Source organism: Pantoea sp. JZ2 (assembly GCF_035191405.1).
GTDB lineage: Bacteria > Pseudomonadota > Gammaproteobacteria > Enterobacterales > Enterobacteriaceae > Pantoea > Pantoea stewartii.
Genome location: NZ_CP045247.1, coordinates 4,398,934 through 4,415,659, shown reverse-complemented (window position 1 = coordinate 4,415,659; position 16,726 = coordinate 4,398,934). Strand labels below are relative to the sequence as shown.

21 protein-coding genes are annotated in these 16,726 nt (G+C 52.1%); 17 read left to right on the top strand and 4 right to left on the bottom strand.

All coding sequences use genetic code 11. The features are described from left to right. The first annotated feature begins 2 nt into the window (after window positions 1–2). From GC087_RS21270 to GC087_RS21225, 10 genes are all read left to right on the top strand, one after another. On the top strand, window positions 3–1,073 hold the full coding sequence (locus GC087_RS21270) for a hypothetical protein (RefSeq protein WP_324029256.1): 1,071 nt from the start codon (window positions 3–5) through the stop codon (window positions 1,071–1,073). A gap of 3 nt (window positions 1,074–1,076) precedes the next feature. Beyond that, window positions 1,077–1,424, top strand: a complete 348-nt coding sequence (locus GC087_RS21265; protein WP_324029254.1) for an STY1065/STY2022 family phage-derived protein — start codon at window positions 1,077–1,079, stop codon at window positions 1,422–1,424. Window positions 1,425–1,487: 63 nt separating this feature from the next. Continuing rightward, window positions 1,488–2,102: a hypothetical protein gene (locus GC087_RS21260; RefSeq protein WP_324029253.1), complete on the top strand. Its 615-nt coding sequence runs from the start codon at window positions 1,488–1,490 to the stop codon at window positions 2,100–2,102. Between the two features lie 2 nt (window positions 2,103–2,104). Then, complete coding sequence (locus GC087_RS21255; RefSeq protein ID WP_064352518.1) at window positions 2,105–2,479, top strand: hypothetical protein; 375 nt, start codon at window positions 2,105–2,107, stop codon at window positions 2,477–2,479. A gap of 52 nt (window positions 2,480–2,531) precedes the next feature. After that, window positions 2,532–3,284 carry a Gp138 family membrane-puncturing spike protein gene (locus GC087_RS21250; RefSeq protein ID WP_064352519.1) on the top strand — a complete coding sequence of 251 codons (753 nt, stop codon included), beginning with the start codon at window positions 2,532–2,534 and terminating at the stop codon, window positions 3,282–3,284. Further along, complete coding sequence (locus GC087_RS21245; protein WP_324029252.1) at window positions 3,284–3,637, top strand: contractile injection system sheath initiator; 354 nt, start codon at window positions 3,284–3,286, stop codon at window positions 3,635–3,637. Before GC087_RS21250 ends, GC087_RS21245 begins: the two co-directional genes overlap by 1 nt. Beyond that, entirely contained in the window at window positions 3,637–4,836 is a 1,200-nt protein-coding gene (locus GC087_RS21240; RefSeq protein ID WP_324029250.1) for a baseplate J/gp47 family protein, read from the top strand. Before GC087_RS21245 ends, GC087_RS21240 begins: the two co-directional genes overlap by 1 nt. Continuing rightward, window positions 4,833–5,513 carry a DUF2612 domain-containing protein gene (locus tag GC087_RS21235; RefSeq protein WP_058707414.1) on the top strand — a complete coding sequence of 227 codons (681 nt, stop codon included), beginning with the start codon at window positions 4,833–4,835 and terminating at the stop codon, window positions 5,511–5,513. The genes GC087_RS21240 and GC087_RS21235 overlap by 4 nt, the downstream gene beginning before the upstream one ends. Beyond that, window positions 5,513–6,697 (top strand): hypothetical protein, encoded by a 1,185-nt coding sequence (locus tag GC087_RS21230; RefSeq protein WP_324029248.1) that lies wholly within the window; start codon window positions 5,513–5,515, stop codon window positions 6,695–6,697. Before GC087_RS21235 ends, GC087_RS21230 begins: the two co-directional genes overlap by 1 nt. Before the next feature lie 9 nt (window positions 6,698–6,706). Next, complete coding sequence (locus tag GC087_RS21225) at window positions 6,707–7,225, top strand: tail fiber assembly protein (protein ID WP_324029246.1); 519 nt, start codon at window positions 6,707–6,709, stop codon at window positions 7,223–7,225. Between the two features lie 260 nt (window positions 7,226–7,485). Here the strand turns inward: GC087_RS21225 and GC087_RS25860 are convergent, their stop codons facing one another. Together GC087_RS25860 and GC087_RS21220 are read right to left on the bottom strand one after the other, a co-directional pair. Further along, window positions 7,486–7,845 carry a type II toxin-antitoxin system PemK/MazF family toxin gene (locus GC087_RS25860; RefSeq protein WP_416383443.1) on the bottom strand — a complete coding sequence of 120 codons (360 nt, stop codon included), beginning with the start codon at window positions 7,843–7,845 and terminating at the stop codon, window positions 7,486–7,488. 145 nt (window positions 7,846–7,990) lie between these two features. Next, on the bottom strand, window positions 7,991–8,239 hold the full coding sequence (locus GC087_RS21220; RefSeq protein WP_324029245.1) for a DinI-like family protein: 249 nt from the start codon (window positions 8,237–8,239) through the stop codon (window positions 7,991–7,993). A gap of 97 nt (window positions 8,240–8,336) precedes the next feature. Between GC087_RS21220 and GC087_RS21215 the strand changes: the two genes are divergently transcribed. Next, complete coding sequence (locus tag GC087_RS21215; RefSeq protein ID WP_324029244.1) at window positions 8,337–8,702, top strand: S24 family peptidase; 366 nt, start codon at window positions 8,337–8,339, stop codon at window positions 8,700–8,702. Here the strand turns inward: GC087_RS21215 and GC087_RS21210 are convergent. Further along, window positions 8,699–9,787: a tyrosine-type recombinase/integrase gene (locus GC087_RS21210; protein WP_324029243.1), complete on the bottom strand. Its 1,089-nt coding sequence runs from the start codon at window positions 9,785–9,787 to the stop codon at window positions 8,699–8,701. The two genes, GC087_RS21215 and GC087_RS21210, sit on opposite strands and share 4 nt — an antisense overlap. 185 nt (window positions 9,788–9,972) lie before the next feature. Between GC087_RS21210 and dusA the strand changes: the two genes are divergently transcribed. Together dusA and pspG are read left to right on the top strand one after the other, a co-directional pair. Beyond that, a complete protein-coding gene (gene dusA / locus GC087_RS21205) occupies window positions 9,973–10,926 on the top strand; it encodes a tRNA dihydrouridine(20/20a) synthase DusA (RefSeq protein WP_416383442.1) in 954 nt (317 codons plus the stop codon). Between the two features lie 161 nt (window positions 10,927–11,087). After that, a complete protein-coding gene (gene pspG / locus GC087_RS21200) occupies window positions 11,088–11,354 on the top strand; it encodes an envelope stress response protein PspG (protein WP_006121560.1) in 267 nt (88 codons plus the stop codon). Between the two features lie 181 nt (window positions 11,355–11,535). Here the strand turns inward: pspG and GC087_RS21195 are convergent, their stop codons facing one another. Then, window positions 11,536–12,519, bottom strand: coding sequence for a quinone oxidoreductase (locus tag GC087_RS21195; protein WP_324029241.1), 984 nt, complete (start codon window positions 12,517–12,519; stop codon window positions 11,536–11,538). 96 nt (window positions 12,520–12,615) lie between these two features. On the opposite strand from GC087_RS21195, the gene dnaB reads away from it, so the two are divergent. From dnaB to GC087_RS21175, 4 genes are all read left to right on the top strand, one after another. Beyond that, window positions 12,616–14,022: a replicative DNA helicase gene (dnaB, locus tag GC087_RS21190; protein WP_006121562.1), complete on the top strand. Its 1,407-nt coding sequence runs from the start codon at window positions 12,616–12,618 to the stop codon at window positions 14,020–14,022. A gap of 126 nt (window positions 14,023–14,148) precedes the next feature. Further along, complete coding sequence (locus tag GC087_RS21185; protein WP_058702337.1) at window positions 14,149–14,640, top strand: Lrp/AsnC family transcriptional regulator; 492 nt, start codon at window positions 14,149–14,151, stop codon at window positions 14,638–14,640. A gap of 183 nt (window positions 14,641–14,823) precedes the next feature. Then, entirely contained in the window at window positions 14,824–15,438 is a 615-nt protein-coding gene (locus tag GC087_RS21180) for a YitT family protein (RefSeq protein WP_006121564.1), read from the top strand. Between the two features lie 42 nt (window positions 15,439–15,480). Continuing rightward, entirely contained in the window at window positions 15,481–16,674 is a 1,194-nt protein-coding gene (locus tag GC087_RS21175; protein ID WP_133745551.1) for an amino acid aminotransferase, read from the top strand. The last annotated feature ends 52 nt before the right edge of the window (window positions 16,675–16,726 follow it).

Below are 16,726 nucleotides of genomic sequence, written 5' to 3'. Positions count from 1 at the left end.
TCATGTCACAGAACTGGATGCGTCATTTTGAGCTGCAGGTGGTGGACAAGGACGGCAAGGGCATTGACCTGGGCGACTTCAAGGTGACGTTTAATATCGACTGGTTCAACCTCAGCAGCCAGACGCGCGTCGGAACGTTCCGCATTTATAACCTTGCGCCGGATACCGTGCAGCGCATCATGGGAGAGGAATTCTCCCGCGTCCGGGCGATTGCCGGTTATGACGGTATAGCGCCGGATGTCAGTGCCGATCAGGTCGGCGTGGCGCGGTCTGTCGATGCCAACAAGGTGGGCCAGCAGGACGGGCGCAACTACGGTGTAATCTTCGACGGCGAAATCCGCTATTCGCTGACGGGCAAAGAAAACCCAGTTGATTCGTTTGTGCTCATTCAGGCGGTAGATGCGCACCAAGCGTATTCGACCAGCATCACCAGCATGACGCTGGCGGCAGGCTACACCACAGCCGATGTACAGAAAGCGCTGATGAAAGATTTTGCGGCCAAAGGCGCGGAGCAGGGCAATTTACCGGCAATGCCCTCGACCGTTTTCCCGCGTGGCCGCGTGCTGTTCGGCATGACGCGCGACCTGATGGACAACGTGGCGCAGCAATGCACCGCTACCTGGATGTTCGTTGACGGCAAAATGGAAATGGTGGGCGATAATGAAGTGGTGCACGAAGCGATTGAGCTGAACAGCGATACCGGCCTTATCGGTATGCCGCAGCAGACCATCGGTAACGGCATCAACGTGCGCAGCCTCATCAATCCCAACATCCGGGTTAATGGTCTGATAAGGCTGAATCAGGGTGATGTGGTGATTAACCGTGCCGCGTTGTCGGACAGCGACATCAGCATGTCGCAGGGAAGGATTATCGACCAAACCACCAACGGGAATACGACAACAAGCGGAACCATTTCAAATCCTGCCAGCATCGCTACAGACGGCGTTTATAAAGTAGTCGCTATTATGTACACTGGTGATACCAGAGGTCAGGCGTGGTACATGGACTTAATGTGTGAAGCGCGCGGGGCCCAAGATGTTGTCACCCAGTCTGCTATTCAAAAAGGTGCTTAGCACATGAAAAAATTGGCATTACTTTTGGCTGTTCTTTTACCTGCGATTTGTTATGCCGATAACATGGCTCTCCAATGTGGAGGGTTCAGATTAGATTTAATCCCTGACTCCCTTTTCAAGATCAACGGGCAGACAGTAACATCTCAGAAAATTAAAATGCTTGGTAAAGATGGCACAGGTATGAAAATCGACATGGGCCTGATGCCAGCACGTGATGGCAATAATTACGGTTTCCAGTATATCCATCGACCAGGTAGCGACTCACGTTTTCTCAACGTCCAGCTACTGCAAGCCAGCATGGACGCACCGCGTGTGATCGGCTCGTTCCCGTGCGTGAAAGTGGCGGATTGATCCTTCTCTACAACATGCGATACTCTGGCGCCATTAAAGTATGCATCAACAATAGGTGAGTTTATGATTGGCTTGAGTGCTGCGTTGGCGTTTACACCGCCGAATGCTCCAGCAGTCGATAAATTTATGGAATCCTTCTCCAGAAAGATTGAACGTTCTTTTGGGGAGTTTGACCGTGCTCACTCAGAATCCCTGTCAAAAAAACAAGTCAGGGACATAATGAAGATGGCTTACCAGCGTATCGACCTGGCTGCTTCTAAGGCAGAGGAAGGCAATGCTTATCTGCAAATATTACTGCATGGCTCTGCTGAAGAGATGCAGGAATTGCGTATTGATGATGTAGATCAGGAGCAATTAATCGATATTGCTCAAAGGCTTAATGTAGGAATAAAAAGGCTTAAGTATGCTTTTTTCATGGCCTCCGCCTCTCCTGCTTGGCGCCCACATATGGCTACCTTGAAACATCTTGAGATTAAGACTCTTAACGCATTTAGCGATTATTATAATGCAGTTAAGGGGTTAACGGAAATACTCCCTAATTTCATTGAATCTGATTATCCAGTTGGTATCCAGATTGATAAGATTGAGAATGCTCTATCTGAACCAATGGTGGAACACCCATCTTGGGTCAACTCGGGGGACGATTTTGTAAAATGGATTAAAGGAATGAAGGGGTAGGGATGCAGATCACTGTTTTATATTCAAAAAGTTTCCTTAAAGAAATGGCTTCACTCTCTGATGATGAGTTGAAATTAATTGGTGATTTTACTGTTTCTTTAAATAATACGGGTTTTGATGACTTACCAGGAAGGAATAAACCTTCTACCGGTGTGAGCAAAAGTCATGCGCAGCGTGAAAAGCTAATCCAATTTGCAATCAAAAACAGGCTTTGGCATTACCATATTGGTCATACTGAATACGACAAAAGTAGAAGTTTTGGGGACTGGACATCTAAATATGTAGTTCAATATCAAAACAAAATTAATGAAGTACGTTTTGTTAGTTACGATCCACACCCCCCATTTAAGTTACCACCATCAACCGCCCTTGATTGAACGATGACCATAACCCGCTTTGGCGGGTTTTTTTATGCCCGGAGAAAAGCAAATGACAGTATCCAGCCAGACACGCAGCGGTGAGCTCTCAGAGGTTCTGAAAACTGAGCGCAGCGTGATTAACAATCAACTGCGTGTGGCATTACCTGGAATCGTACAGTCCTTTGATCCCGATACTGTCACGGTGGTGGTGCAGCCTGCCATCCGGTATATCGAGAGGGACAGTGACGGTAATGAGTCTACGCATGATTACCCGCTACTCACGGATGTGCCGGTGTACTTCCAGCGCGGTGGCGGCTGCACAATCACTTTCCCGGTAAAAGCCGGAGACGAATGCCTGGTGGTGTTTTCCGATCGCTGTATCGATTTCTGGTGGCAGAATGGCGGCGTTCAGGAGCCTGTCGATCCGCGCCAGCATGATTTATCCGATGCCTTTGCTTTTGTTGGCCCACAATCACAGGCGCAGAAGATATCCGGCATCAGCACCACAACCCTACAGATGCGCACTGATGATGGTTCTGCTTATATCGAGCTGGACCCGAACAACAAAGCCGTAAACGTTGTGGCACCGGGAGGATTCAACGTTACGACTCCCCTGGCCACATTCAGCCAGGCAGTAACGATTTCAGGTTTGTTAACGTGGGCAGGCGGCATGGTGGGCAGCATAGCAGCAGGCACAGCCGCAAAAATCACGGGTGCTATTCAGTTCATTGGCTCGCTTACTTCTAACGGCAAAGACATCAGCAATGGACATACGCATAAGGGCGTTCAGCAAGGCAATGACAGTACAGGTGGGGTTAACTGATGCGATACCGGCGCGAAGATGATGATGGCGATTACACGTTTGGCCGTGGCGATGACACCTGGCTGATTAACTCACCCGACGCTGTGGCGCAGGCTGTGAAAACGCGCTTTCTGCTCTGGTACGGTCAGTGGTTTCTTGATACCACGGCGGGAACGCCATGGATACAGTCGGTACTGGGTAAGCAGAAGCCGGAAACGTACAGCCTCGCCATACGCCAGCGCATCCTTGAGACACAGGGCGTGAAATCCCTCATCTCTTTCGATACCAGCCTGAACACCACCAGTCGACGGGTAATCTTCACCGCGACGATTGACACCATCTACGGGACGACCACCGTTACAAGCGAGGCTTAATGGCTCTCAACCTAGACACGCTGGGGCTATCGGCAACGGTAACCGCCCAGGGCATCAGTGCGCCTGCTTATCAGACCATCCTAACCACCATTACCGGCTACTTTCAGCAGATTTACGGTACCGATGCCTATCTGGATCCGGACAGTAAAGACGGTCAGATGGTGGCGCTGGTGGCGCTGGCCATTCATGACGCCAACAACACCGCCATTGCGGTTTACAACTCGTTTTCGCCGTCAACAGGCATGACCGATGCACTTTCACGTAACGTTAAAATTAACGGTATCAGCCGCCGTGCGGCCACGAACTCAACCACTGACCTGACGCTGGCCGGTACGGCGGGTACCACGATTACCAACGGTTCAGTTAAGGACGCCAACGGTATTATCTGGAACCTGCCTGCGAGCGTGACCATCGGCCCGGGCGGTACCGTGATTGCCACATCAACATGTGCCGTGGCGGGTGCCGTCGCGGCGGTAGCGGGCTCTGTGAATAAAATCAACACGCCCACGCGCGGCTGGACGAGTGTCACTAACGCATCAGCGGCGACGGTAGGCAGTGCAGCAGAAAAGGACTCAGAGCTTCGCACCCGTCAGCGGCAGAGTGTTGCGCTTCCGTCCCTGACGCCTTTTGTAGCGCTGGACGGGGCAATCGCGAAAGTCACCGGCGTGACACGTCACAAACTCTATGAAAACGACACCGGAAGCCAGGACGCAAACGGGCTGCCTGCGCACTCCGTTGCGGCAATTGTGGACGGTGGAGACGTTAACTCCATTGCTCAGGTTATTCAGGGCAAAAAGGGGCAGGGCGTTGCCACGTTCGGTTCCACGGCCGTTTCTGTGCAGGACAAATGGGGAAATCCACACACCATCAGTTTTTCAAGGTCATCACCGGTGCCCGTGTTTGTGGCTATCACGCTTAAGGTCTTTCAGGGCTACACGACACAGGTCGGTAATGACATCAAAAAGGCGATTGCGGATTACGTTAACTCGCTGGATATCGGTGATGACCTGCTGCTGAGCCGCGTGTATTCCCCGGCAAATCTGGGCGTGGTGAGCGGAGGGGAAAGCCGGTATTACGACATCAACAGCCTGCAGATCGGGCGTTCGGCGGCGACGGTCGCACCGGCCAATATCGTGACGGCGTTTAACGAGGCGGTGACCTGTTCAGTGGATAACATCACTGTCACGGTGGCGTCATGAGTAAATACACCGACCTGATAACCAATTATCACAGTACAAAGCCACTTTTTACACAGCACGTGGATTTGTCCACCCGCCCCCTGGCGGATGTAGCCAGCGCCATGGATGGACTGTTGACGGCTTTTGACATCGATAAAGCCGTGGGCGTACAGCTGGACATCCTCGGGGAATGGATAGGCCGGAGCCGCACGGTGGCCGTGCCTATATCGGGCGTTTATTTTTCCTTCGATACGGATGGCCTGGGCTGGGATCAGGGTGTCTGGCAGGGACCGTATGACCCCGACAGCGGCTATACCCGCCTCAGTGATGAAACCTACCGGATTATACTCAAAGCCAAGATAGCTATTAACAACTGGGACGGCACCAACGGTTCGTTAAAAGCAATTCTGGATAACGCGCTGGCCGGTTCCGGCCTGACGATGCAGATCGTTGACGGGCAGGACATGACTGTCGGCCTGTGGGTGTTTCCTGAAAAAGATATCAGCCTGGTGTCGAGAGAGCTCATTGCGGCCATACGTCAGGGCTATCTGACAGTAAAAGCGGCGGGCGTTTATGCGGGCAGCATTCAAATCCCCTCGGTCATTACCCCGTCTGAGGGAAGTACATTTTTTGGGTTCGATATGGACAACCAGTTTATATCGGGCTTTGACAGTGGTTCATGGGAGAAACAACTCTGATGGCAGCAAATAATTTTAAACCGTTTGCGGTGGGCAACGGTGCGAACGTGACCAGCCAGACTGATTACGAGGCGCTGGTGGCGCTGGCCAGCGGTTTCCAGTCCGGTAAGGCCAGTTCCGCGCAGATCAACAAGGTATTAAGGCAGGCAAGCTTTATCGCGGCAGCGCTGGCGCAGTATGTTGCGAATAAATCAGGACAGGATGTGCTGGATGACGGTGATGTGAATGGTTTTATCGCAAAACTGGTCACAGGTCTGGGCAAGGATTTTATGGGTAACGGCGCTTTTGGCCTGGGGATCCGTAACGAAAAACTGCCCGGCACGATGGCGGCGGTTGACGTGTCGCGGTTCGATTACTTTGCGCCGAAGGACAATATCGGCCCGCTCCCTGGTCAGTGGGTGGGTGGAATTACGCATGCAATGGGTGACCAGATAGGCTGGCAGGTTGCCGGTCTGGGACAGGGCTCTGCTGGCGGTTCGCCCCGGGCATTTATTCGCATGCTGCTGTCAAACGGCAACTTTTCGAACTGGGGAGAGCTGTATCACACCCTGAATAAACCTTCAGCCAGTGATGTGGGCGCACTACCGGTAAACGGTACCGCTGCCAGTGCGACAAAACTGTCCACCGCCAGAAATATTGCGGGCGTTCCGTTCGACGGAAGTGCTGATATTAAATTAACTCCAGATAATGTTGGGGCTGTATCGGCAGGCGGGGGCGATTATAACCAGACTTTTCGGCTGGGTGCAGTAGGTACTCTTGGCAATGAGTCTAACCCTGTACAGCTGATTTCCGCCGCCGCTGGTCAGGCGACTGACAGCTTCGTCGCCTGGTCAAGTTACACCTGGTATAACGACTACGTTCGCACCGGTATTGTGCGGGCCGGGGACAATACCCTTAAAAGCTTTGCTGTGGAAATCAACGGCATCCGCTATCTGGAAATAGGACGAGACGGCACATTCCTGAACGGAAATATGGCTTCCGACCTTCGTCTGGGCCAGCAGGAGTCTATGAACGTGACTATTCCCGGCACAGGACAGTCAACAGACAGTGTTGTACCCAGCGGCTGTTACGTTACCGGGCTGACGTCAACATCAACGGGCAACTACATCGGCATAACTAAAATTTACTATCGCAGGTTACAACGCAAAGTCGGCGGTAACTGGGTCGATGCAACCTGGCTTTAAGGAGTGAAAATGAAAATTTATAAGAATTTCAAAAAGTACCCGCTGGAAGTACCGACGTTCATTGATTATGCGTTCAGGACGGATGACGGGCAGGACTGGTACGGAACAGTACTTAAAGAACTGGATAACGGGCTGCTAAAGATTGCTTTCGAATCAGACAACATCATCAGAACGTGCGGTTACGATGCCACCGGCTTGTATCCTGAAAACCGCTCTGTAACGTCTATCGAAGAAAAGGATATTCCGAAGGGATTTGCCGCAAACGGCGAATGGATGTTTGATGGTGAAAAAATTGTGCCGCGCGTCATTTCGCATGAGGAATCAGTCGCAAAAGCCACAGGGCTGAAAGCCTATTATCTTGGCGTAGCAACAGACGCGATCAACCCGCTGCAGGATGCAGTCGATTTGGGGGTGGCCACCGACGAGGAAAAACGCCTGTTGCCGCTCTGGAAAAAGTATCGCATTGATGTGAACAGGGTTGATCTGAGCAAAGCGCCAGACATCACATGGCCATCAAGCCCTGTGTAAACTGATTGCAAAAAAAAGCCCGACGACTGGGCAAAGATTTAGCCGCTCTCGCCTGAAGCAATAAAAAACCCGGCTCGGTGGCCGGGTCTTCTTTTTACCTACACAGCGCTGGCTAAGCTTGCTATCGCTTCCTGCCGCGCTGGCTGCAATGGTCGCACCTTAGAGCAGTCTCAAAAGCCTGTCGTCAGTATATCTACTGCCGCAGGATACGAAAAAATCATAACACACCTGGTGATAAATACAATATTGACTGTGACAAATTATCCGATGTGTTGATTCAAAAAACTCATACCCAACCCGCTTAGAACGCATTTATAAATCTCGTTCATTTGCTCTTTACCTAGTTGATCAGTATGGTAAATTCTTTTCCCGCATCTATCCTTTCCAATACAAACGGCATCCAGTCTGTGGAAGGCGACCGTATAAACCATGTCACCCTTCACCCATGTATTGCGGTCCCTGAAATGCTTAGTTTTAGGCATTGATTTAGCTGGCAGAAGATAATGATAATTTCTTACGGGGTCTGGCTCAACAGTGCTGCATGCAACCACGCTTACTAAGTTTGATCTTCCTGCCAAGGTACCCGATAAAACTATTACTGGACGAGACGATTTCACCATTTCTGGTTCGCGAAAGCCTTGGGAGAAGTCACACAATAGAATTTGCCCCGTCCGGGGGAAATAAGTAATAGGCATCAGGTAAGCCAGTTTAGTGGAAAATCAGAATACTACCCGATACCTTTAAATTTTTGAAGAACCTTAAGAATTACTTATAAAACCACTCGTCTGCAGATTCCCATGCCTCCTGCAAAACATTCTCTACGTGCGCTTTATCCCCTTCCTTATCCTGCGAACGCCGAACTGACAGACCTTCATTGCTGGCGGCCTTAACGATCACTTCTAAATCCTCATACCTCTTAGCCAGCCGTTTAATCAGTTCATCCCGTAACGCATCAACTGCACCCTTGGGCATAGCTTTAACTTTTTCTTTAGCAATGGTCACTTCAACAATCATGATCACCTCGCCTGTCTGCTGACTGAAAATGTACTGGATGGATTTACAGTGTATTTATATACTGTGTTTTTATCCAGTTCAACAAAAGAGATAGTTTATGGGTTTCCCTTCCCCGGCGCAGGACTACGCAGAAAGTCGCATCGACCTGAACAAACTGCTTGTCAGCCATCCGCACGCAACATTCTTTATCAAAGCCGATGCGCAGTACCCCGAACAGGGGATACTAAAAGGCGCAATGCTGGTGGTAGATTCCTCGCTAAAGCCCGTGCATGGCTCACTGGTAGTGGCATCGCCGGAAGACGAAATGAAACTGTGCCGGGTTCAGTTACGCCCGCTCCCTGCACTGATTGCAGTGAACAGTAACGAAGTGCTCTGGACGTTTTCGGAGCCAAATATTGATGAACGGGCGGAAATATTTGGCGTGGTGAGTTACGTGATTAACAGCACCACATCCATAAATTAACCGACATCCTGAGTTAGTTTATTGAATTTATCGTGAAGGGATTTGGGGTAAAGCTCTGTGTAAACTTGCCATAAGACATTCAGAGAGCGATGCCCGGTGACCTGCGCCACTTCCTCAATACTGAAACCTGCCTCAAAAAGGCGGCTGGCACCTTCTCTGCGTAAGTCATGATACCTCAAATCCTCAATTCCAAGGGCATTTCTGACGCGTTGAAAGCCGGCCGTTACGGAACGAGAATTATACGGGAAGATTAACTCACTTCCTCTGGGCTGACGTTGCACTATATTCCAGGCATCGCCCAGTAGCGGAACCAGCATGTGGTTTCCTGACTTTTTGCGGGGGTCTTTTCTGTCTCTGACCAGTACTGCCTTTTGTTTTTCGTCTATGTCATCCCAGCGGATTTTGCAGACTTCACCAATTCTCATGCAACTGAGAATTGAAAAATTCAGAATATCAACGAAGGGTATTTTTGCTGCAGCGTGATCGCTCCGGGCTTCAAGGGCAATAATCATTCTGTCTAGCTCATCACTTACAGGACGACGACTGCGCCGTTTGGATTTTCCAATTAGTCCCATCTTTAAAAGCATGGGCCTTGCATCAGTTGCAGGGTTTGTTGAGTAATCGATACCGTATACAGGTTTTGCTGATGCCAGAACGGAAGAAAGATAACTTACATCGTGGTTAACAGTTGAAGGGCCCGCACCCGCGCCACTTCTCTGGCGGCAGTGCTCAATAACGTGGCTGGTTGAGAGTTCTGTAAGAGTTTTAGCGGCTATGTCGCAGTCAATAAGCATATCCAGCACATAGCGCTTTGTGCGACCGGCTTTGCCGCCCAGGTTTGGATCGTTGATATAACGCCTTATAAGGTCACCAACAGTCATTTTGTCAGAACCATTGGCAGTCGGCACCCCATTTGCTTCAAGTTCAGCAACCCTTCCAGCACCCCACGTTTTGGCATGTGCCTGTTTGCTGAATGTCCGGTTCTCCCTGTAGAGATATTTGCCACCCTCTTTCACACCGACAGTGCAGCGGTAGCGCAGTGTTCCATCGGCGCGTTGACGTTTTTCTATGCTATAGTAGGCCATGATTTTCCTTTACCTTCGCGCAGCACCCCATAAATAAGGGGTGCTGTCGGGGGTGCTGATAAAGAAAAAATAAGACATAAAGACTAAAAATGCACGAAAATAAAGAACACCACAACCCGCACCAAACCAGCCTTGATAAAGGAGCAGCCCCAAATTACAGGGCTTCACGGTTTAGCATTGCCCCCATGCTCGACTGGACGGATCGTCACTGTCGCTATTTCCATCGTCTGCTGACCGGCGATACGCTTCTGTATACCGAAATGGTCACCACGGGTGCCATTATTCACGGTAAAGGCGATTATCTGGCCTTTAGTGAAGAGGAGCACCCGGTCGCGTTACAACTGGGCGGCAGCGATCCGGCTGCACTGGCGCAGTGTGCAGCGCTGGCTGAACAGCGCGGTTACGATGAAGTTAACCTCAATGTGGGTTGCCCGTCAGATCGTGTTCAGAATGGCCGCTTTGGTGCCTGCCTGATGGCGGAAGCCGGGCTGGTCGCTGACGGCATCAAAGCGATGCGTGATGTGGTGGATATTCCGGTCACGGTCAAAACCCGTATCGGTATCGATGAACAGGACAGCTATGCCTTCCTGACCGATTTTATCGGCACTGTGGCAGAGCGCGGTGGCTGCGACACCTTTATCATTCATGCGCGCAAGGCATGGCTTTCGGGTCTGAGTCCGAAAGAAAACCGCGAGATTCCACCGCTTGATTACCCCCGGGTTTATCAGTTAAAGCGTGATTTTCCACAACTGACGATTGCCATTAACGGCGGCGTGAAAACGCTGGAAGAGGCTAAAACGCATCTTCAGCACCTGGATGGTGTCATGATGGGCCGCGAGGCCTATCAAAACCCCGGCATCCTGGCGCATGTCGATCGGGAAGTGTTTGGCCGGGAACAGCCTGCCGCTGATCCGGTGGCGGTGGTGCGCGCCATGTACCCTTATATTGAAGCCGAGCTGGCAAAAGGCACGTACCTTGGCCATGTGACGCGCCATATGCTGGGGCTGTTCCAGGGGATCCCTGGCGCGCGCCAGTGGCGTCGTCACCTTAGCGAGAATGCCCATAAGCCCGGTGCCGATGTGCGGGTACTGGAGGCTGCATTAGCGCTGGTCGCCGATAAGATCCCTCAGGAAGCCTGATACAGTTAAACCAGCCAGCCGGCTGGTTTTTTTTCACCATAATCTGGTGAATCTCGCCAGGTTGATTTTGCATACTTCATACTTAACTCATCACTATCAACAGGTTACTTGTTGGCATGGTTCTTGTAATACGTAACGTATTCATCGTGAGGAGTGAACAAATGGACATTATTTTTGTATTCGGTTTCTTCCTGATGCTGTTGCTGACTGGCGTGTCCTTAATCGGCGTCATTGCTGCCCTGGTCGTGGCCACGATCGTGATGTTTGTCGGCGGTATGGTGATGCTGATTGTGAAGGTGCTGCCCTGGCTACTGCTGGCCGTGGCCGCAGTATGGCTGTATCGGCGCTTTTTCACTGACGAAGACACTCGCCAGCGCGTCCTGTACAGGCGCAGGATCCGCAGGCTGGAGCGGAATGGCAGGGGATAAATGTGTGCGTGATCACACAGTGAAAAATTGGTGCTCAGAATATTAACAACAATCATACTTTTTACTTATGTTTTCTGTCAGGATAGCTGTCGTTGATTCATAACATATTCATCGCTTCTGCCCCTACATCAGTGCGAATGAAAAATAAAAGAAGGGCTTCCTGCGGGAAGCCCTTTTTACATCAGGGAATCAGCAGGCTCGATCCCTGCGTCGCGCGGCTCTCCAGTAACTGGTGAGCGCGGCTGGCCTCTTTCAGTGCAAATTTTTGCTGCTCGGGCACATCGACCTTAATGGCGCCACTTGCCAGTAAAGAGAATAATTCTGCACTGGCCGTTTCCAGCTCCTGACGATTGGTGATGTAGCCGAACAGGGAAGGACGGGTAACAAACAGCGAGCCTTTCTTATTTAAAATGCTGAGATCAACATTGGTCACCGGCCCTGAAGCATTCCCGAAGCTCACCATCAGTCCCTGACGACGCAGGCAGTCCAGCGAGGCTTCCCAGGTCGCTTTCCCCACAGAGTCGTACACCACGCCAACCTTGTTGCCGCCGGTCAGCTCACTGACCCGTTGTGCAATGTCCTCTTGCTGATAATTAATGGTGGCCCAGGCTCCCGCGTTTTTGGCCAGTGTCGCCTTTTCGGCGGAGCCGACGGTGCCGATCAGATGGGCGCCGAGCGCTTTTGCCCACTGGCAGGCAATCAACCCCACGCCACCCGCCGCGGCATGAAACAGAAAAATTTCGTCGGCTTTGAGCTTATAGGTCTGTCGTAACAGGTACTGCGTCGTCAGGCCTTTCAAAAAACTGGCGGCAGCCTGCTCGAAACTGATGGCGTCGGGTAACAGCATCAGACGGTCTTCCGCCACGTTATGCAGCTCGCTGTAAGCCCCGAGTGCGGCCTGACAGTACACGACGCGATCGCCGGGTTTGAAACGCGTGACCGCCGATCCCACGCGGGTGACCACACCCGCCGCCTCGGTGCCCAGACCAGAGGGAAAATGACCTGTCGGATACAGCCCGCTGCGCACGTAAGTATCAATATAGTTAATGCCAATCGCGCGGTTTTCGACCTGGATTTCATCATCGGCGGGATCGGCAGGCTCAAAATCAACCCAAGCCAGGACATCCGGGCCACCGTGTGCGTTGAACTGAATACGCTTTGCCATGCTTACTCCTGTAATTGTTTCATCATGAAGGTGAGGCACGCCCCTTAACTGAGGTATACTTGCGCGTCCCCACAGAAGATCGGTAATGCATTCACTATGGCAGGAAATAAACCCACCAACAAATCGAACGAAACGCAGGATCGCCAGTTAGAAGGCGTGAAAATGCCCCCGCATTCGCTGGAAGCGGAGCAGTCGGTGCTGGGTGGGTTAATGCTGGATAACGAGCGCTGGGACAACGTGTCCGAACGCGTCGTGGCAAATGATTTTTTCAATCGCTCGCACCGTCTTATTTTCTCAGAGATGCAGCGCCTGCTGGAAAACAGCAAACCTATCGACCTGATTACGCTGTCAGAATCGCTGGAAACGCGCGGCGAACTGGAGATGGCCGGCGGATTTGCTTACCTGGCTGAGCTGGCGAAAAACACGCCCAGTGCGGCGAACATCGGCGCTTACGCGGATATTGTGCGTGAACGTGCGGTCGTGCGCGAAATGATCGCCGTGGCGAATCAGATAGCCGATGCCGGTTATGATCCCCAGGGGCGCAGCAGTGAAGACCTGCTGGATTTTGCCGAGTCGAACGTATTTAAAATCGCTGAGGCGCGGGCTAACAAAGACGATGGCCCCAAAAACATCGAACAAATTCTGGAAGCGACGGTTTCACGGATTGAGTCGCTGTTTCAGACGCCGCACGATGGCGTCACGGGCATCGATACCGGTTATCAGGATCTGAATAAGAAAACGGCCGGGCTGCAACGCTCAGACTTAATTATCGTGGCCGCACGTCCCTCAATGGGTAAAACCACGTTCGCCATGAACCTGTGTGAAAACGCGGCGATGCTGCAGGACAAACCGGTACTGATTTTCAGTCTGGAGATGCCCAGCGAACAGATCATGATGCGTATGCTGGCCTCCTTGTCGCGGGTTGACCAAACCCGTATTCGTACCGGTCAACTTGACGATGAAGACTGGGCGCGCATTTCCGGCACGATGGGCATTTTGCTGGAAAAGAAGAATATGTATATCGATGATTCTTCTGGCCTGACGCCGACCGAGGTCCGTTCCCGCGCGCGTCGCATCTATCGTGAAAACGGTGGCCTCAGTCTGATCATGATCGACTACCTGCAGTTGATGCGCGTGCCCGCATTGTCAGATAACCGTACGCTGGAGATTGCCGAGATTTCCCGTTCATTAAAAGCGCTGGCAAAAGAGCTTAACGTGCCCGTGGTGGCGTTATCTCAGCTGAACCGCTCACTGGAGCAACGTGCCGATAAACGTCCCGTAAACTCGGATCTGCGTGAATCGGGTTCGATCGAGCAGGATGCTGACCTGATCATGTTTATTTACCGTGACGAGGTTTATCACGAAAACAGCGACCTGAAAGGGATCGCAGAGATCATTCTGGGTAAGCAGCGTAACGGCCCGATCGGTACCGTACGCCTGACATTTAACGGTCAGTGGTCACGCTTTGATAACTATGCAGGCCCGCAGTACGACGACGAATAATCCGTCACTGGCCTGCCATGCACGATCTGTGCATGGCAGGCAGGACCGTGCAAAATAGTGTTGGACAACGTCGCAGTGAATCGGGTTATCTGTAGCAAAGCGACACTGACACGCGACGGAAACAGCATGACGCACGTAGACGATTACGATCTAAAAATCCTTACTCTGCTCCAATCTAATGGCCGTTTGACCAATCAGGAACTCAGCGATTTGGTCGGTCTTTCTGCTTCACAATGTTCACGTCGGCGTATCAATCTTGAACAGGCCAACCTGATTCTTGGCTATCACGCACGGCTGTCGCCGGACGCGGTGGGGCTGGGCATTGTCGGACTCATTGAAGTGCGGCTCATTAACCATACCGCTGACTATGTCGACAGCTTCCATCGCATGGTGGAACATGAAGACGCAATTATTGATGCCTATAAAACCACCGGTGATGCCGACTACCTGCTGAAAGTCGCCGTGGCCGATTTGGCCTCACTGAGCGCGGTAATCAGCCAGCTGTTAGCCGGTCACCAGAGCGTTTCCCATGTCAAAACATCGGTGGTACTGGGCAGACTCAAAGAGAACGGATTAATGATGGGCGAGCAGCAGGCTGTGCGCCAAAAAAGAGCATAATGCGCGCAGGTGGTGCATGATGTGGCGGAATGATGCGTTTTTTATGCGTATTTGAGTCGGGCAATGCACAATCGACCTCCCCGGCGGGGCAGTAAAATCCGGTAAGACGCTTATGCCTGAGCGCCTGCACAGGCTGGCGCAGTTATTGCATTGGTGCTGCATCATTCGCACTGAGACTGCTTTATGGACAACATTGTACAACCCGCCGATATTCCTCACTCTCGCCTTGAAGATGCGCTGGCTATCCTGCTCGGCACCTTAATGGTCTCGTTTGGTGTGCTCATGCTGAAGCAGGCAGGCGCATTGACCGGCAGCACGGCTGGACTGGCATTCCTCATCAGCTATCTGTCGCCCCTGTCATTTGGCAGCGTTTTCTTTGTAATCAACCTGCCGTTCTACTGGCTGGCCGTGAAGCGAATGGGCTGGGAATTTACGCTAAAAACCTTTTGTGCCGTGGGGCTGGTGTCGCTTTTTACCCATCTTCATCCCCTGTTTATGCATTTTTCCACACTGAATCCTTTTTATGCGGCATTGTTCGGTAACGTCATCATGGGGATTGGGTTTATAGTGTTGTTTCGCCATAAAGCCAGCCTGGGCGGGATCAATATCCTGGCGCTCTGGCTGCAAGACCGTTTCGGCATTCGCGCCGGTAAACTGCAAATGGCGGTCGATACCTGCGTGGTGCTGGCCTCGCTGTTTGTCGTCAGCCTGCCGATGTTGCTTGCGTCCATTGCGGGCGCGGTGATACTGAATATGATCATCGCAATGAACCATCGTCCCGGGCGGTACAGGGTTTAATCGCCCTTTTTTATTTCAAGAACAATCATGGAGATCTGCACCGTGTTCCAGAACGTTGATGCCTATGCTGGCGACCCGATTTTGTCGCTAATGGAAGCCTTTAAACAGGATCCGCGCGAGCATAAAGTGAACCTGAGTATTGGGCTTTATTACAACGAGCAAGGCATCATCCCTCAGCTGCAGGCGGTGGCTGATGCTGAAGAGCAGTTACGTGCCGAACCGCAGCAGGCTTCGCTCTATCTGCCTATGGAAGGATTAAATACCTACCGCAACGCGATAGCGCCACTGCTGTTCGGAGCCGATCATCCCGTATTAAAAGCGGGCCAGATCGCCTCGATTCAGACCCTGGGCGGCTCAGGTGCGTTGAAAGTCGGTGCGGATTTCCTGAAGCGTTATTTCCCGCAGTCCAACGTCTGGGTCAGCGATCCGACCTGGGAAAACCATATCGCCATCTTTAACGGTGCCGGTTTCGAGGTGAAGACCTATCCGTGGTATGACCCGGAAACCAACGGCGTACGTTTTGATGCCTTCCTGAGCACGCTTAAAACCCTGCCAAAGCAAAGCATCGTGCTGCTGCATCCGTGCTGTCATAACCCAACCGGGGCCGACCTGACCAATGCGCAGTGGGACGAAACTGTTGCCGTGCTGAAAGCACAGGAGCTGATCCCGTTCCTGGATATCGCTTATCAGGGCTTTGGTGCTGGCATGGAAGAGGATGCGTACGCGATGCGTGCGGTTGCTGCGGCAGGTCTGCCTGCGCTGGTCAGCAACTCCTTTTCAAAAATCTTCTCGCTGTATGGCGAGCGCGTCGGCGGCCTGTCTGTGGTATGTGACAGCGCTGAAGAGGCCAGCCGCGTATTAGGTCAGCTCAAAGCGACCGTCCGCCGTAACTATTCCAGCCCGCCAAACTTCGGCGCACAGGTTGTGGCCCGCGTGTTAAACGACGCTACGCTGAAAGCTAACTGGCTGGCCGAGGTCGAAGCCATGCGGTTGCGCATTATCGACATGCGCCAGGCGCTGGTACAGGTGATGAGTACGGCGCTACCCGGTAAGAACGTCGACTACCTGTTGAAGCAGCGCGGGATGTTCAGCTACACCGGCCTGAGTGCGCAGCAGGTGGACCGCCTGCGTGAAGAGTTTGGGATCTACCTCGTCGGCAGCGGCCGTATGTGTGTGGCAGGTCTGAACAGCAAAAACGTGCATCAGGTCGCGGAAGCCTTTGCGGCAGTAATGTAATTCCGCACACAATCTTCCCCGGGCCGCCAACCTTGTTGGCGGCTTTTTTATT

Coding starts and splice junctions, on each gene's coding strand:
- GC087_RS21270 (WP_324029256.1), top strand. CDS start 3: ATGTCACAGAACTGGATGCGTCATTTTGAGCTGCAGGTGGTGGACAAG.
- GC087_RS21265 (WP_324029254.1), top strand. CDS start 1,077: ATGAAAAAATTGGCATTACTTTTGGCTGTTCTTTTACCTGCGATTTGT.
- GC087_RS21260 (WP_324029253.1), top strand. CDS start 1,488: ATGATTGGCTTGAGTGCTGCGTTGGCGTTTACACCGCCGAATGCTCCA.
- GC087_RS21255 (WP_064352518.1), top strand. CDS start 2,105: ATGCAGATCACTGTTTTATATTCAAAAAGTTTCCTTAAAGAAATGGCT.
- GC087_RS21250 (WP_064352519.1), top strand. CDS start 2,532: ATGACAGTATCCAGCCAGACACGCAGCGGTGAGCTCTCAGAGGTTCTG.
- GC087_RS21245 (WP_324029252.1), top strand. CDS start 3,284: ATGCGATACCGGCGCGAAGATGATGATGGCGATTACACGTTTGGCCGT.
- GC087_RS21240 (WP_324029250.1), top strand. CDS start 3,637: ATGGCTCTCAACCTAGACACGCTGGGGCTATCGGCAACGGTAACCGCC.
- GC087_RS21235 (WP_058707414.1), top strand. CDS start 4,833: ATGAGTAAATACACCGACCTGATAACCAATTATCACAGTACAAAGCCA.
- GC087_RS21230 (WP_324029248.1), top strand. CDS start 5,513: ATGGCAGCAAATAATTTTAAACCGTTTGCGGTGGGCAACGGTGCGAAC.
- GC087_RS21225 (WP_324029246.1), top strand. CDS start 6,707: ATGAAAATTTATAAGAATTTCAAAAAGTACCCGCTGGAAGTACCGACG.
- GC087_RS25860 (WP_416383443.1), bottom strand. CDS start 7,845: ATGGTGAAATCGTCTCGTCCAGTAATAGTTTTATCGGGTACCTTGGCA.
- GC087_RS21220 (WP_324029245.1), bottom strand. CDS start 8,239: ATGATTGTTGAAGTGACCATTGCTAAAGAAAAAGTTAAAGCTATGCCC.
- GC087_RS21215 (WP_324029244.1), top strand. CDS start 8,337: ATGGGTTTCCCTTCCCCGGCGCAGGACTACGCAGAAAGTCGCATCGAC.
- GC087_RS21210 (WP_324029243.1), bottom strand. CDS start 9,787: ATGGCCTACTATAGCATAGAAAAACGTCAACGCGCCGATGGAACACTG.
- dusA (WP_416383442.1), top strand. CDS start 9,973: ATGCTCGACTGGACGGATCGTCACTGTCGCTATTTCCATCGTCTGCTG.
- pspG (WP_006121560.1), top strand. CDS start 11,088: ATGGACATTATTTTTGTATTCGGTTTCTTCCTGATGCTGTTGCTGACT.
- GC087_RS21195 (WP_324029241.1), bottom strand. CDS start 12,519: ATGGCAAAGCGTATTCAGTTCAACGCACACGGTGGCCCGGATGTCCTG.
- dnaB (WP_006121562.1), top strand. CDS start 12,616: ATGGCAGGAAATAAACCCACCAACAAATCGAACGAAACGCAGGATCGC.
- GC087_RS21185 (WP_058702337.1), top strand. CDS start 14,149: ATGACGCACGTAGACGATTACGATCTAAAAATCCTTACTCTGCTCCAA.
- GC087_RS21180 (WP_006121564.1), top strand. CDS start 14,824: ATGGACAACATTGTACAACCCGCCGATATTCCTCACTCTCGCCTTGAA.